The following is a 14595-nucleotide window of genomic DNA, read 5'->3' as shown; positions in this document are numbered from 1 at the left end:
GGACTCCGCGTCCAAAAAGTCCCTAGACATCACACACTTAGCGCAGCGCAATGCAGCGCAGAGGAGCCTAAAGCCTCGAGGCTGCGTTCCTAAATACCGAGACCGAAATACATCGCAAGGCCGCGCAGCCCTTCCGGTCCCGCGCTACTCGTCGAGGACAATGCCTCACCTGTTTCTTGGGCCACCCGGACTGGATTTCCTGGCTCCCGGTTGGGGCGGCGCGGCACCCAACCCTGGTGTGGCAGGCGCGCTAGCTCATCCGCATGTGGCATGCGCGCATAATTTGAGAAAGTAACTGTCCGGCCACCCCGATTAGCCTGGGTGATCCCCTGGTAAATGCCCACAACGCCCGGCTGCCCTGGGACGGACACTGCTCCACCGCTATCCCCAGGCGCCAGCGACACATCGGCCGCATAGTTCATGCCCGGAAAGACACCCGGCCCCTTCACCGCGGTGCCACACTGACGCGACGCGGCCTGTCCGTCGAAGCACACCGTTGAGCCTTCACCAGGCACCGGTGCCATGCCATCCCCGGTGAGCGGGTTGCCTGCCGAATAGGTTCCGCCGGCGAATTGAATATAGGCCAAGTCATGCCCCGCTGCCCCCGAGGGCGTGAACCAACGCAACGTTCCTAGGTGCTGGCCTGCTTCGTTATACACTTGTTCGCCATTTAAGCCACAGTGCGCCGAGGTCCACGCCCGATTAGCCTCGACGTAACCAACAGTGCACAACGCGCCATCAGAAGCCGCGATCTTTTGTCCTTGCCGAACCGGCACCCCCTCAGCAGCGGTCGCGGGGGCGGCGAGAGCAAAGGCCAGCGAGCATGCGCCAGCCATGAATACAAAGCCTGGTAAGACACGGGAAAAGCGAAGTTGCGGAGACCTTTTCATCATCACCCCACTCTAGCCTGGGCTAGGCCAATTCTCCCTTCACGCCCCCCGTTCAGCTCCGGCGATACCCCCACCCCCCGCTATTGAAAGTGTATTGGAAACGCGCTTTACTAACATTGACAGCTACTGAAAATGTAGTGAAAATCCCCGACCTCCAGGAGGAGCCATGACCCACACCATCCACGACGAGCACACCCACGTCCACGGCGAAGGCTGCGGCCACGTCGCCTTCCCGCACGGCGATCACACCGACTACGTACACGACGGCCACATTCATCGCGAGCATGAAGGCCACTGGGACGAGTGCGAGGCATCCGAGCACACCGTTCACGATGCCCACGAACACGAGCACGGCGAGGGTTGCGGGCACGTCGCTATTCCCCATGGCGACCACGTGGACTACCTGCATGATGGTCACCGCCACGCGGCACATGACGGCCACTGGGATTGCCACTAAGAGCTACCCCGATTCTGTGTATTGAGCTGCCCAATCTGAGTGCACGTCACTGTGATTGGGCAGCTTTCCCCGTTTTCCCCAGCGCATCGCCACACATCTCGTTAGGGTGGGCTTTATGACTTCCACGCGCGCCCACCGTCCCATCGCAGCTTTTGCAGCCATAATCACCGCCGGTGTTCTAACAGTCGGATGCTCCACGTCATCCGAGATGGCAGCGCCGTCGAGGACGGAAACGGCATCGGGTGAGCCAACGTTTGAAAACACTTACCCGGCATTTCAGCCGCTTAACGATGACGCTGAGCTTCACGTTCCGAACACTGTCGACGAGGCAGCCCCCGACGGCCCTGAACCAACCTTGCCGGACAACGCAAGCGATCAGCCTGTGGACCAGGCTCAACAACCTGACACACAGGCCCAGAGTGCACAAGGAGCCCAAGCCGCCCAACCGGCAGCAGGCCAACGCCAAACCTCTCAAACGGCACAAACGGCCACGTATAACAGCCTTTCTGAACAACTCCCCGAGGGCGACGCCAACGGCGCATCAGTCAACGTTTACGGCACGCCCGCCACTGTGTGCCAGATGGGCGACGGCTACAACATCGCTTTCGTCATGGCCGGTGCGAACACCAGTTGCGATTTCGCCCGTTCCACTGCAGGCCGTTTGATGACCTTGGCACCAAGCTCTAAAGATGACCTCCGGTCCTTCATCCCCGGACAGGTCACCGTCAACAGCCCCATTACCCAACAGAACTACTCGCTAACATGCCGAACCGATGAACACGAGGTCATTCGCTGCACCGGCGGCAATAACGCCGAGGTCCTCATCGTCTAGTCTTTAGCCCAAAGCGAAAAGGTGGCGAGCATCATGCTCGCCACCTTTTATTTTTGTACCCCGTACGGGATTTGAACCCGTGTTACCGGCGTGAGAGGCCGGCGTCCTAGGCCGCTAGACGAACGGGGCTCGTTTAGCTGTCCGTTGCGGACTTGCTAAACACTATAGGATCGGCGAAAGAATGCACAAATCGGCAGCTAGTATGGCTTTTTACACAAAGAAAATCCCGAACCTCGTTGCCGCTTTCGACTGCGATGAAATCATTGACTCTCAGGGCCCGGGTGCGGATCGAATCAGTGGTTATTCCGCTGGCGTGCCGTTGGCAGCTGGGGCCGGAGCACTCGTTAGTCATCGCTAGAGGTTCGGGAGGACACGTGCGCTAACAGCATGTGGTGCAAGGCTCCTACTTCGCTCGAATGTTGGCTTTAAGAAGTTGTGGATTATGGCGATGCCGCCTCGTATTATCTGCTAGAGTCGCGTCGGCGATAGTGATGATTATCAGCTTCCGCCATCCGCTCTCCTTTCTGTCGGGAATGCCTTATACCTGCAGTGTATGACCGCCAAAGGCATAGCGGAAGGGATTAGACCAATTGGCCACTGGTATACCCCCTGGTAACTTTCTCAAGTCCGCTTGCACTTGGACTTTTAACCCTCCGGTAAGGGGCACAACCACACCACTCCTTGATTACAACAGCCCTCACCCCCTTACTTGCACTTAATGCAAGTGATACACTTGCATTAGATGCAAACAAAGGAGTCAGGCCATGAACGATGAACTCAAGATCATTCAAGACGCCCAACAGCGGACCGCCTGGACACAAAGCTGGTGGGCGGTGGCACTTGTAGCGCTCGGTATCGGTAGCAGTCTTGCGCTATCCAAGGTGTCCTGGTGGTACACACTCGCAATCCTGATACCGACGTTCATTCTCGGTTTCCTCCTCAAGGACAAAATCGCGAACCCTTTTGTTCGCCCCAACCCCAACAAGGGGCCGAGGAACGATCGCGCGACATGGTCACGAGTAGTCCTCCCCCTCGCCATGATCATGTCTACTACACCGACCCCCAACACGTGGCCGTGGATGATCTCCTGCGGGGTCATAGTTACTGGCTCGACAGCCTGGATGCTTTACGAGAACAGTAACTCCGCCGTAAAGGGCATCAATGTCTAGGAAAGCATCTCACCAGCCCCCTGAGCTAGACCCAGTCATCCACCCCATCAATCGGCTCAAGATCTGCGCCACACTCTTCTCCGCCGGCGCCACCGAAGGACGGCAGATGAAGTACGGTCAACTCGCCGAGCTTACGGAACTCCCCGCCGATACGCTCTCCAAGCAACTAAAGCACCTCGAAGACCACAGCTACGTAAGCCGCACGCGGGAGTACGGCTCTACGCGCGCCAAGGACACCGTGTGGGTCACGCTCACCGAAACCGGCGCAGACGCCTACACACGGCACGTTCTAGCCCTCAAAGCAATGACAGAAGGCCTATAAGCCTCCAGACCAATAAGTCGGGCTAGGATTATGGCCGATGAAAGAAAAAGAGTGGCAAGCGCGTTATGCTTGCCACTCTTTAAGTGGTACCCCGTACGGGATTTGAACCCGTGTTACCGGCGTGAGAGGCCGGCGTCCTAGGCCGCTAGACGAACGGGGCATAGAACCGTGACCGCTGACTGCAAAGTGCCGCTGCACTTTGCGCAGTTATCACTGCTGGCCTACCAGGACTCGAACCTAGAATGACGGTACCAGAAACCGTTGTGTTGCCAATTACACCATAGGCCACTATCGCGTTGAGCTTGCTTGGGGCTTAACCCCTCGCTGCTCGCTGCAACGGTTTATTACTATATCCAGCACCACCGATACACACAAATCGCCAGGCCAGATAGCATTTTCGGGGCATTAAGAACGATTCTTAATGCCCCGAAATTACAGGCCTGTGAGACTACTCAGCACTCCACGGCGTCACGGCCAAAGCTGCCTTAAGGCGAGCCAGCGTGGACTCCTTGCCCAGCAGCTCCATGGACTCGAACAGCGGCGGGGAAACCTGCTGTCCCGAGACCGCGACGCGCAGGGCGCCGTAGGCCTTGCGGGGCTTGAGACCGAGGTCGTCGATAAGCGCGCCAGAGAGAACCTTTTCAACCTCTTCGGTCTTCCACTCCCCGAGCTCCTCCAACTTCGCAATGGAGACCTCGAGAGGCTGAACAGCCTCCTCCTTGAGGTTCTTCTTGGCCGCCTTGGCGTCGAGCTCCAGCTCAGCGTCCGGCGTGGTCAGGAAGGACATCAGCCCGTAAGCGTCAGACAGCGTCTTAATGCGGGTCTGCACCAGGTCGGCGGCGAAGGCGAACTTGTCTTCCGGGTAATCCGCAGGGAAGTCGGTGTACTCGGTGAGGTAATCCCGCAGGCGCTGGGCAAAGTCAGCCGGCTCAAGCAAACGAATGTGGTCGGCGTTGATGGCTTCCAACTTCTTCTGGTCGAAACGGGCGGGGTTGCCCAGGACGTCGTGCACATCGAAGTTGGCAATGAGCTCATCGACGGAGAAGATGTCCTTGTCCGCGGAAAGGGACCAGCCCAGCAGGGACAGGTAGTTGAGCATGCCCTCCGGGATGATGCCCGCATCGCGGTGGTTGAACAGGTTGGACTGCGGATCGCGCTTGGACAGCTTCTTGTTGCCCTCACCCATCACGAACGGCAGGTGGCCGAACTCCGGGGTCTGCTTGGCAATGCCCAATTCAATGAGCGCCTCGTAGAGGGCGAGCTGGCGCGGAGTGGAAGACAGCAGGTCTTCGCCGCGCAACACGTGTGTAACCCCCATGAGCGCGTCATCGACAGGGTTAACCAACGTGTAGAGCGGTGCGCCATTGGAGCGGGCCACCACATAATCCGGCTGGGTCGCCGACTTAAAAGTCAGCTCTCCACGCACCAAGTCATTCCAAGTCCAGTCCTTGTCCGGCATGCGAAGGCGCCACACCGGCTTGCGACCTTCCGCCTCGAAGGCATCGATCTGCTCCTGGGTGAGGTCGCGGTCAAAGTTGTCGTAGCCAAGCTGCGGGTCGCGGCCGGCTGCCTTGTGGCGCGCCTGCACTTCTTCATTGGTGGAATAAGCCGGGTAGACATAGCCGCCGTCCTTGAGTTTCTGCAGGACATCGGCATAAATATCTATGCGCTGCGACTGACGGTACGGCTCGTCCGGACCACCCACATTGACGCCTTCATCCCAGCCCAAGCCGAGCCAGTTCAGCGAATCAATGATGGCCTGGAAGGACTCCTCGGAGTCACGAGCGGCATCGGTGTCCTCGATGCGGAAGATGAGCTTGCCGCCGGTGTGGCGGGCATAGGCCCAGTTGAACAGCGCCGTGCGGACCATGCCCACGTGGGGCGTTCCTGTGGGCGACGGGCAAAAACGTACGCGGACGTCGGAAGTTGTTTCAGTCATGTCAACCATCGTAGTTCAGCACTGAGTTGCTGTACCGCCCGCCCCACTTGGGGGTAATTGAACCCGGTTTCCACTAAGCGTGAACTGGGTTTTCGATCCAGACTAAACGGAATTGATTTCCATTCCCTATAGTGAAATTCTCTCGACAGAACTGAAGAAAGGTTCCACACTGTGGCTCGAACTCGCTCCGTGGCGCTGCTTACCTGCGCCACACTTCTCTTCTCCCCCGCTACCGCTGTAGCCGGCCCTGACGACGGCAAACACGTGGCCACTCAAACGCACATCGATTCCCCCAAAGCATTCTGGGAAGACGATTCTCTTAACCTCAAGAGCCATTCAGCCGAGTCCGACCACGACCTCGCCGACACCGTCACGTGGGTAGGCAAAGGCTGGGACCAAAACGGCACAAACCAATACCAGTTCACCGTACCGGAGGACCCTGCGCTCTCCTTCCTGGGGAAGCCGGGCGAAACCTACTACATGGCCCCTGCCAGCGTGCAGGGCAGCCTGGACCCGGTATGGATGGGCTTTGGCGCCGACACTGAGCTGCCTGTCGACAGCTTCCGCGATAACATCGCCTCCCTCGACCTGTTAAGCGTCGATGGACCGGGCGAAGTAGAGATGTTTGGCTACTACCCCGGCCCTGGAGGGCTTCAACGATTCTTTGGCACGTCGGAGGGCGCACCTCACTCCGCGTGGCTGACTAGTGGCACGCATACCCACAATTTCACTGTCTTTTCCAAACCCGGGCGCTACCAGCTCACCTACCAAACCACCGCGCGAAACAAAGACGGCGAGTTCATTTCCTCCAAGCCGACAACCACGTCCATTCAGGTCGGAGGGCAGCGCCCGTCAGACCACAGCACTCCCTCCCTCAAGGAGCGCTTCGAGCAGGCATCCGCGGGGGATGCTAGCCAGAAGGACTATCGCTTGCGCATCGCCCCTGCCAAGTCCCGTGACAAAGATGGAGATGAGCGGCTTTCCTCCATCGACTTCACTGGGGGCAGTAACGGCACGCTCACGCTGCTTATCGACGGCTACTTCCTCACCGACCTGCCGGTTACCGACGGGAAAGCCCACTTTGACGAGTTCCTAGGCCCAGAATCCTCCGAGATTCAGGCGGTGTACACCCCAGAAGATGGCAGCCCGCGGTGGGTATCCGAGCAGCTCAAGTACTCCGAGGGTGCAGAAGTAGCCACCACATCGAAGACGTCCGCGGAGTCCTGGACCGAGACTACAAACCCCCGTCAACTCTTCTCCGGAGAAGAGGTTTCGCTATCTGACACGGGACTGTCCGCGCGCGCCGTTCCGGAGGGCGAAGACGCCACCCGCATCATCCTGGAGGCAGCCGATACAAACCTGGAAGGCTACGTGCACGGTGGCTTCTTTAGTAAGGGAAGCTCGCTTCCGGACATCGATTTCGACGGCACTATCACCCGCGGCCGCGCGGAATTTGTCGTCGGTGCCGATGCAAACTTCAACGGCAATACCGTGCGCCTCGATATTCTTCCGCACCCAAGCATCACGCAAGACTCCGGCAGCATCACGCTGACCGACAATTTCGCTTTCGGAAAAACGTACGAGCGCGTGGGCAAACTCGGCGCTGGGGCTCAGGCTCCTGCGCCAGCCCCAGATAACACTCCTCAGCCCGAACCCGGCGACAACACCGGTGTCTGCGCCGACAAGGCAGTGCTCGACCACGGACACGTCGATATTTCGGTATCCCGTGACGGCGATAAGTTTCTCACCCGCCTCAAGGATGAAACGGCCATCGTGGATAAGAAGACCGTCGAGCGCCCGCTTGACGACGTCGTCCTCGCAGTACACGACAACGCCCTGCGCTCCCGCCCCGCCGCGCTCAACGGCAAGGAATTCGACTACCTGGGCAAGGAGAAATTCTTCCTCCTCCCCCAAACCCAAGAGCAGAGCATCATCTGGCCGGGATATAACACCCAAGCTCTCAACTACAAGGACTATAAAGACGGCAAGGTCATGCTCAATATTAAGCCCGTCGAGAAGCCTGAAGGCGCAGAAATTGGGCTCTTCACTACTGAAGGATTAGGCAAAGGTTTTACCCCGCTGATCAACTCAGCGGAGGGGGACTTGTCCATCGAGACCACTTTTGCCTCGCATACCCACAGCAATTGGGTCTTTACCAAGCCGGGTATCTACAAACTCGAAGTCAGCTACACGGCCACCACCGCCGATGGCAAAGAAATTTCCTCCGAACCCCAGGTGCTCACCGTCGCGGCCGGAGACGCCGCAATCAAGGACTGCGCAAGCTCCAAGGGAGGAAGCGAAGGCGAAGGCACCGACACACCCGGCGGCAAGAAGCCAGGAAACACGAAGCCCAGTGGAGATAAGGGGACGACGTCCTCTAAGCCCAAGCTCGACAGCCTGTGGGGATTAGTGCTTCCGGTCGTCGTGGCCCTCATTTTCCAACGCCTTTTCAATTTCTACAACGACCACAGAGCCCAGATCGAGGCCCGCTTCAACGGTCTACTTCACCGCTAGAAAGGACACTTCGATTGCATTCCGCACCGCTGAAAACATTCAATGCCGCCGTGTGCGCCATCGCCGTGACACTTCTCGTGTCCGTCTTTGGCTTTCCAGCGACTGCCCGCGCCGAAAGCGAGGTTATAGATTCTGGGCACGTGGATGCCTTCTATGTCTCCGCGCCGGATGGTCAGCTGACGCTGTCGATGAAGGAAGACGTAACTGGTAGTGGCGTCATCAGGCCCGGTAACGATGTCACCCTCAAGGTGGCTGAGGAGGCATGGAGCGAGGCGACCGAGCGCATCGATGGCATCGGCACACCGACGTACTACCTCCCCCAGACCCAGGACAGCTCACTCCTGTGGCCGGGTTGGGATACGCAAGCGGCCCAATCTGCTGGATATAAGGACGTGAACTTCGAATTTGTTGAGGTCACCGGGCCCGGCGACATTTTCATCTTCGAAACCGCAGGCTTTGGTGATATTCAACCGGTCACGGACGCCGGCGAGCTCGACTTGGTGTCCGGTGACGTCATCAATCAGGCTTACCCGGCGCACCGCCACGTCAATTGGGCGTTTAGCGAACCTGGTACGTACACCATGACTGTTCAGGCTGAATCCAACGGCGACACGAGTAATCAGGTCACCTATACCTGGGACGTCGGCGACGGCGAAGCCGCTCCCCAGGATTCCGGGGACGAGGAATCCAGCGTCGATGATGGCACTGACGGTGCCGACGATGACCACGGGGCTGCGCAAGGCGCCGCCTCCCCTGAGCAATCTGCTTCCTCCAACTCCGGCTCACGCTCTCACGCTGGAAGCACCGGAGCCGGAAGCCCTGGAGGCGCTGCCCGCGGTTCGGCCCCCGCTGCCGGTGCCAAAAACACCAAACAACAGGCCCACAACAAGGAGCGTAAAGACCGCACAGCTCGCGGGGAAAGGAAGGAGCGCAAGCCTTCTCACCGATCCGCCGAAACCGCGGACGGGGAGAATGTGGACACGGTGGCTGCGGCCGGCTACTACGACAGTGGGCAAAACCTGTTGCCGTGGGGCATCGGCATCCTCGGCCTGGGAATGCTTGTGCTGGGCCTGGCGCTAGCGCGCCTCGCGCTGCTGAAGGGCCGCGACTGATGCCTCGGAAAGTACGCACTCGGATGGCGTGCACCGCGATTCTTTCCGCCATCTCTCTCGGCGCCTCAGCGCTGAGTGGCTGCGCGAGCACTGCCAGCGGAGACGATGCAAAGGTGAAGGTGGTGGCGACGACACCGATACTGGGGGACGTCGCCAAGCATGTGGCCGGACATGACGCCACGGTGACGACCCTGATCCCCGCGGGAAAGGATCCCCATACCTTTGAACCGAGCCTGCGCTCGGTGCGGGACATCGCAAACGCAGACGTACTGCTGTCCAACGGGTTTCTTCTCGAGCCACAGAATCTGCTGAAGTCCATGAAGGAGTCGTCGGATGTGCCCGTCACCGAAGTGGCGGATCAGGCCTCCACGCGTGGAGCGAAGCTGGTCCCGCTGGTGGAGAACATCGCGCTCGACGCCGTGTGGCTGGGGTTGCGCGTGCGCAACGCGCCCCCGGGGACCTCAAGCGTCGACCTGCGCCTGATCGACGCAGAAGGCCCGGGCGATGCCGCCGCCTACGTGGTCTCTACATTCGGTACGCCAGAGGTCCTTTTTAACACCGCCGATGGGATAGATCCGCGCGAGGATTCCACGACGCTGCCAGCCAACGCCCACACGCACGTGTCCTGGGCTTTTAGCAGGCCCGGTATCTACAGGATGAGTTTTGGTGCTAACGACGGCTCCCCTCAGGAGTTCACAGTGGCCGTGGGCGTAAGCGCACCTGAGGGGATGCGCGAGCTCGATGCGGGTCACGTGGATATCACCGCTGACATGGCTACAGGAAAACTCGACTTGGAGGACCAAGGCGAGCGTTTTGATCCGAAGACCACGGTGTTGCGCGTCCCTAACTCCGCGCTGCAGGAGATCCCGCCGGATCCCTCCTACCGTTTCTTAGGCCGTCCAGGCGATGAAACCTATCTCCTGCCGCAGGCGGTGTTAGGAAAGCACATTCACGGTGAGGTGGACCCGCACCTGTGGCATAACGCCGCTAACGTTGTCAGTTTTACCGAGGTCATCGCTGAACAGCTTGCCCAGGCGGACCCCTCGCACGGCGCGGATTACCGCGCCCGCGCACAGGACTACATCACGCAGTTGCGGGAAACCGATGCCGAAGTAAGACGGCTCATCTCCTCCATCCCGGAGCGCAACCGCCACCTGGTTACGCCGCATCACGGTTATGCCTACTTGGAGCAAGGCTACGGCATTGATATTGCGGGCTTCGTTACTCCGAACCCGGCCATCGAGCCCTCGCCGCGCGATGTCATCGCTCTGCGCCGCACCTTGGAGAACCTCCAGCTTCCCGCCGTATTCGTAGAACCAACGCAACAAGCCAGCGCGGATGTCATCCGGGAAGCCGCCGATTCCCTCGGGGTGGCTGTATGCCCGATTTACGGCGACACGCTTGATGACGCCGTTCCGACGTATCTCGACCTCTTGCGCTTCAACGCGCACTCACTCAACCGCTGTCTCAGCAACACAACAAAGGAATCTCATGTCTAAACTCACCATCCGAACCGTCACTATGCCGCTTGCGGCAACGCTTACCGCCGCGGCCTTGGCTTTCGCACCGGCAGCTGCCTTCGCCGGAGATCTCGCCCAGGTGGTCAGCTCTAACGAAGAGGTAGCCGCGCCTGGAACGGCTGCCACCATCGATCACGGCCACGTCGACCTAGGGCTCCTGCTCTCCGAAGGCCAAGCTGAGTTCCTCGCTCGCGATGATTCGGCTGAAACACCCGTGTGGCGCCAGCCCGAGGATGTGGTCTTCCAGGTGGGTGACAACGCCCTGTTGACTCTGCCGGAGGACAAGGCATTCTCCTTCGTTGGCGCAGAACCTGGCTCGCAGGTGTGGGTCGTACCGCAAACGGAGCAGGCTGACGTTCCGTGGTTGGGCTGGAATACCCAAGCTCCCTCATTGGCAGACAACGTTGAGCGAGGAGTGACAATGGAGTTCCTCGGGCACCAAGGCCCGGGTGAGTTCTCCCTCTTCCTGCAAAACGGCGGCTTCGAAGAACCTCAGCTGCTGTGGTCTACAGCAACCGGGGACTCAGAAGGCTTCTGGGTGGACTTGGGCACTCATACCCACGCCAATTGGGTGTTCACCGAGCCCGGCATTCACCAGATCCGGGTCCGCATGAGCGGCGAGGGCGCAGGAGAAAGCGCCGGAAAAGAGGTAGCTGCCGAAGCCACCTTGACCTTCGCTGTGGGCGATGACGCCGACGTTGCGCAAGCACAGGCCGTGGAATGGGACCCCAATGCCGAGTCCTCCGCCACGTCCGGCTCTATGTCGGCGTCGGTGCCCACGTGGATCTGGGCGCTCGCGGGCGTAGGCGTCCTCGTGCTCATCGGTGCCATCATCGCCGTCGTGCGCGCGAAGGGTGGGCGGCGTGGCTAATCCCTTCATTACGGTAAACGATCTGTCCGTATCGCTGTCCGGCCGCCGCGTCATCGACGGGGCAAGCTTTTCTGTTAACCCTGGCGAGTTTATCGGGCTCCTCGGTCCGAACGGCGCTGGCAAAACCACGCTCATGCGCGCTGTCTTAGGCCTCGTGCCCTTTACCGGGACCATCGACGTGACCACCTCGCTTGGCTATGTCCCGCAGCGCCACGACGTAGAGTGGGACTTCCCCATCAGCGTGGCCAAGGCGGTGCTGAGTGGGCGCACTGGACTAGTGGGGTGGTTCCGGCGCCCAGGGCGCTCCGATAAGGAGGCCGCGCGGCGGGCCATCGAGCTGACCAACCTGGAAGAATTCGCACGGCGTCCTATAGCCCAGCTTTCCGGCGGGCAACGCCAGCGCGTCCTCATCGCCCGCGCCTTAGCTTGCGAACCAGAGGTGCTGCTTCTCGACGAACCTTTCACCGGCCTCGACGCCCCCAATACCGAGGAGCTCTTGCTTCTTTTTGACAAGCTCACTACAGATGGCACCAGCGTTGTCATGTCCACGCACAACCTCTCAGAGGCCGCACATTCCTGCTCACGGCTTGTGCTCTTCAACCGGGGCATCATCGCTGACGGCCCAGCGGAAACCCTGCGCTTAACCCCACAGCCTTGGAGCACCACCTTCGGAGTCTCAGCCTCCTCGCCCCTGCTCTCCGCGATTGGGGTGGCGGCATGATCGACATCTCGCTAGTTGAGTTCTTCCAAGACCTCACCAACCCGCACTTGGACTTCCTCGCCCGCGCAGTAGGGATCTCCCTCCTCGCCGCAATCGTGTGCGGCGTGGTGGGGTGCTACGTCGTGCTACGTGGAATGGCCTTCATCGGCGATGCAGTGTCCCACGCAGTGTTCCCGGGACTGGCCATCGCCTTCGCACTTCACGGGTCAGTACTGCTGGGCGGCGCCGTGGCGGGTTGCGCGGTGGCCGTGCTCATCGCGTGCTTCTCCCAGCGGCGAACTGTGCGCGAAGATTCCGTCATCGGCATCTTCTTTGCCGCTTCCTTTGCGCTCGGCATGGTGATCATCTCACGCGTGGAGGGTTACACGGCTTCGCTCACCAGCTTTCTTTTCGGCTCGCTGACGGGCGTCTCCCACGCAGATCTCTACACCGCGTTCACCGTCTCGGTGCTTATCGTGGCCACAGTATTGCTCCTCGGCCCCCAGCTCACAGCCACCTGCATGGACAAAGAGACTGCCCGTGCCATGGGGCTTCCCGTCTTTGTCCTAGACATCGTGCTTTACCTTTGCGTCACGGGCGCGGTGGTTATCTCCGTGGGAACCATCGGCAACGTCCTCGTCCTGGCCCTCCTCATCACCCCAGCCGCGACCGCCAGGCTGCTTTGTGACTCGCTGGGGTCAATGATGGTCGCCTCCGCGGTGATCGGTTCGCTGGGCAGTTTCTTCGGAATCTACCTCGCATGGGCCATCGATCTTCCCGCCGGCGCAACCATCGTTCTGCTGCTCACCGCCTTCTTCCTTGTGGCGTGGGCACTCTCCCCTCTACTGCATTCCCGCCGCGACGCGGCATCCACCTCGCAATCACACACCTCGAAGGAGACCTTGTCCGCATGAACTCTTTTCATATGACACGTATGAGCTTCCGCCCGCTTACCCTGACCGCTGTCGCTGCACTAGCTCTCAGCACACCGCCGTTGGTGGCCGCTGCACCGCCAGCCCTCGCCGAAGAGCACGCGAGCGAGGCCTCCTGCGATGCCGACTCCCTGCACGCCTTTACCCGTGGACACCAAGACCTAGCATTGGTCGGAGATTCCGGAAACCTCTCCTTCTTGGCCCGCGATGACGAGTCAGGCAAGGACTACACCTCCGGCGAGTTTTACGTGGAGGTGGGCAGCAACGCCGCCTTTGAAGAATCCGCAGGCAACGACATCCCATCGAAAGGCTGGCAGATTCCCCAAACCCAGAACCCGGATATCCCGTGGGTTGGATTCAACACCAGCTACCTCGACGAGGCTGCGGCAGCCGACGCCACCCTTTCCTTAACGCTGCACGCCGCGCCGGACGGCGGGCGCATGGTGGGTTTCCAGAACTCTGTGGGTGCTGAACCCACCGTGCTCTTTGATTCAGATAACCCGGATATCACTTGGGACTACCCCGATCACTTCCACAGCCACACCGGGATAATCTTCACCGAACCGGGAGCATACGCCGCTACCTTCACGTTCACGCTCAACGATGGCTCCGAGCACTCCATCGACGTACCGTTCTTGGTCGGCGACGCCGATGCCTCCGACATCTGCGAATTGGAGTGGGACTCCAGCGAAGGCGACAATGCTGGCTCGGGCAGCCCGAAGAACCGGCCGCAGCAACTGGCCAAGGACATCAATGACACCTCCAAGTCCATCGCACAGTTGGATAAGACTATGGACAAAACACTCAAGGAGGCAGATACCCTCCTCAACGGTGGAAAGCCCTCCGAAACAAGTCGGGCTCAGGATTCGCGGCACTCCACGCGTCCGAGTGCACGCAGTAAAGCACAACCGGGAACATCACCAACGTCTAAAGAGCCCAGTACTGAACGCCCAGCTGATGGCCAGCGCTCAGTGTCGCAGTCCCAGAACTCGGCACAGAACGGTGTAGCCCACACAGCGCAAGGACAGAGAGATTCGGCACACCGTGGGGCGTCGCAAAGCACTGCTTCCTCAGGAGAAAAAGGCTCCACGCGCAACACCGCTGCCAACCGGGAACGCGGCGCAAAGCAGGAAGCACAGCAACAGCACTCTGCGTCCGACTCCAACGAAGACTATGCTGACGCCGAAAACATCCAGGCCATGAGCTATGGAGCCCCGATGGTCGGCTTCTGGGCGGGTTTTCTCGCAGGCATGGGCTCCTTGGCCCTGCTACTTGGTATCGGGCTGTTTGTTGCCGTGCAGTTCTTCCGCCCGCGCAATCGCGACTAGCACCTCGAT

The 14595-nt window shown here is 60.0% G+C and carries 14 protein-coding genes and 3 tRNA genes; 12 read left to right on the top strand and 5 right to left on the bottom strand.

All coding sequences use genetic code 11. The features are described from left to right. Positions 1 to 89 precede the first annotated feature (89 nt). Positions 90 to 836 carry a S1 family peptidase gene (locus HMPREF2760_RS04995; RefSeq protein ID WP_232755678.1) on the bottom strand — a complete coding sequence of 249 codons (747 nt, stop codon included), beginning with the start codon at positions 834 to 836 and terminating at the stop codon, positions 90 to 92. A gap of 220 nt (positions 837 to 1056) precedes the next feature. Between HMPREF2760_RS04995 and HMPREF2760_RS12515 the strand changes: the two genes are divergently transcribed. Together HMPREF2760_RS12515 and HMPREF2760_RS04985 are read left to right on the top strand one after the other, a co-directional pair. Next, a complete protein-coding gene (locus HMPREF2760_RS12515) occupies positions 1057 to 1347 on the top strand; it encodes a hypothetical protein (protein WP_070708426.1) in 291 nt (96 codons plus the stop codon). Positions 1348 to 1462: 115 nt separating this feature from the next. Beyond that, a complete protein-coding gene (locus tag HMPREF2760_RS04985) occupies positions 1463 to 2179 on the top strand; it encodes a hypothetical protein (protein ID WP_246823622.1) in 717 nt (238 codons plus the stop codon). Positions 2180 to 2235: 56 nt separating this feature from the next. Here HMPREF2760_RS04985 and HMPREF2760_RS04980 read toward each other — a convergent pair. Continuing rightward, positions 2236 to 2308, bottom strand: a tRNA-Glu gene (locus HMPREF2760_RS04980). Positions 2309 to 2381: 73 nt separating this feature from the next. Here HMPREF2760_RS04980 and HMPREF2760_RS12850 point away from each other — a divergent pair. From HMPREF2760_RS12850 to HMPREF2760_RS04970, 3 genes are all read left to right on the top strand, one after another. Continuing rightward, positions 2382 to 2537 (top strand): hypothetical protein, encoded by a 156-nt coding sequence (locus HMPREF2760_RS12850; protein ID WP_154761985.1) that lies wholly within the window; start codon positions 2382 to 2384, stop codon positions 2535 to 2537. A gap of 406 nt (positions 2538 to 2943) precedes the next feature. Next, positions 2944 to 3348: a hypothetical protein gene (locus HMPREF2760_RS04975; protein WP_070524393.1), complete on the top strand. Its 405-nt coding sequence runs from the start codon at positions 2944 to 2946 to the stop codon at positions 3346 to 3348. Continuing rightward, positions 3341 to 3670 carry a transcriptional regulator gene (locus tag HMPREF2760_RS04970; RefSeq protein ID WP_070524394.1) on the top strand — a complete coding sequence of 110 codons (330 nt, stop codon included), beginning with the start codon at positions 3341 to 3343 and terminating at the stop codon, positions 3668 to 3670. Before HMPREF2760_RS04975 ends, HMPREF2760_RS04970 begins: the two co-directional genes overlap by 8 nt. Before the next feature lie 84 nt (positions 3671 to 3754). Here HMPREF2760_RS04970 and HMPREF2760_RS04965 read toward each other — a convergent pair. The 3 genes from HMPREF2760_RS04965 to gltX form a co-directional block, all read right to left on the bottom strand. Next, positions 3755 to 3830: transfer RNA gene (locus HMPREF2760_RS04965), tRNA-Glu, on the bottom strand. A 56-nt stretch (positions 3831 to 3886) separates the two neighbouring features. After that, positions 3887 to 3958: transfer RNA gene (locus HMPREF2760_RS04960), tRNA-Gln, on the bottom strand. A gap of 160 nt (positions 3959 to 4118) precedes the next feature. Beyond that, entirely contained in the window at positions 4119 to 5618 is a 1500-nt protein-coding gene (gene gltX / locus HMPREF2760_RS04955) for a glutamate--tRNA ligase (RefSeq protein ID WP_083304488.1), read from the bottom strand. 162 nt (positions 5619 to 5780) lie between these two features. On the opposite strand from gltX, the gene HMPREF2760_RS04950 reads away from it, so the two are divergent. The 7 genes from HMPREF2760_RS04950 to HMPREF2760_RS04920 are packed head-to-tail and all read left to right on the top strand — an operon-like array spanning position 5781 to position 14586. After that, on the top strand, positions 5781 to 8123 hold the full coding sequence (locus tag HMPREF2760_RS04950) for a choice-of-anchor M domain-containing protein (protein ID WP_070596750.1): 2343 nt from the start codon (positions 5781 to 5783) through the stop codon (positions 8121 to 8123). A 14-nt stretch (positions 8124 to 8137) separates the two neighbouring features. Continuing rightward, on the top strand, positions 8138 to 9235 hold the full coding sequence (locus tag HMPREF2760_RS04945) for a choice-of-anchor M domain-containing protein (protein WP_070596749.1): 1098 nt from the start codon (positions 8138 to 8140) through the stop codon (positions 9233 to 9235). After that, positions 9235 to 10734 carry an anchored repeat ABC transporter, substrate-binding protein gene (locus tag HMPREF2760_RS04940; RefSeq protein ID WP_070596748.1) on the top strand — a complete coding sequence of 500 codons (1500 nt, stop codon included), beginning with the start codon at positions 9235 to 9237 and terminating at the stop codon, positions 10732 to 10734. Before HMPREF2760_RS04945 ends, HMPREF2760_RS04940 begins: the two co-directional genes overlap by 1 nt. Beyond that, entirely contained in the window at positions 10727 to 11626 is a 900-nt protein-coding gene (locus HMPREF2760_RS04935; RefSeq protein WP_070524402.1) for a choice-of-anchor M domain-containing protein, read from the top strand. The genes HMPREF2760_RS04940 and HMPREF2760_RS04935 overlap by 8 nt, the downstream gene beginning before the upstream one ends. Then, positions 11619 to 12347, top strand: coding sequence for an anchored repeat-type ABC transporter ATP-binding subunit (locus tag HMPREF2760_RS04930; protein WP_070524404.1), 729 nt, complete (start codon positions 11619 to 11621; stop codon positions 12345 to 12347). Before HMPREF2760_RS04935 ends, HMPREF2760_RS04930 begins: the two co-directional genes overlap by 8 nt. Continuing rightward, the gene (locus HMPREF2760_RS04925) at positions 12344 to 13240 is read left to right on the top strand and encodes an anchored repeat-type ABC transporter permease subunit (protein ID WP_070565373.1); all 897 of its coding nucleotides are present in this window, start codon (positions 12344 to 12346) and stop codon (positions 13238 to 13240) included. Before HMPREF2760_RS04930 ends, HMPREF2760_RS04925 begins: the two co-directional genes overlap by 4 nt. After that, positions 13237 to 14586 carry a choice-of-anchor M domain-containing protein gene (locus HMPREF2760_RS04920; RefSeq protein WP_070596747.1) on the top strand — a complete coding sequence of 450 codons (1350 nt, stop codon included), beginning with the start codon at positions 13237 to 13239 and terminating at the stop codon, positions 14584 to 14586. Before HMPREF2760_RS04925 ends, HMPREF2760_RS04920 begins: the two co-directional genes overlap by 4 nt. The last annotated feature ends 9 nt before the right edge of the window (positions 14587 to 14595 follow it).

The organism is Corynebacterium sp. HMSC065D07 (genome assembly GCF_001810695.1).
Lineage (GTDB): Bacteria > Actinomycetota > Actinomycetes > Mycobacteriales > Mycobacteriaceae > Corynebacterium > Corynebacterium hesseae.
This window is presented reverse-complemented; position numbering and strand designations above follow the sequence as displayed.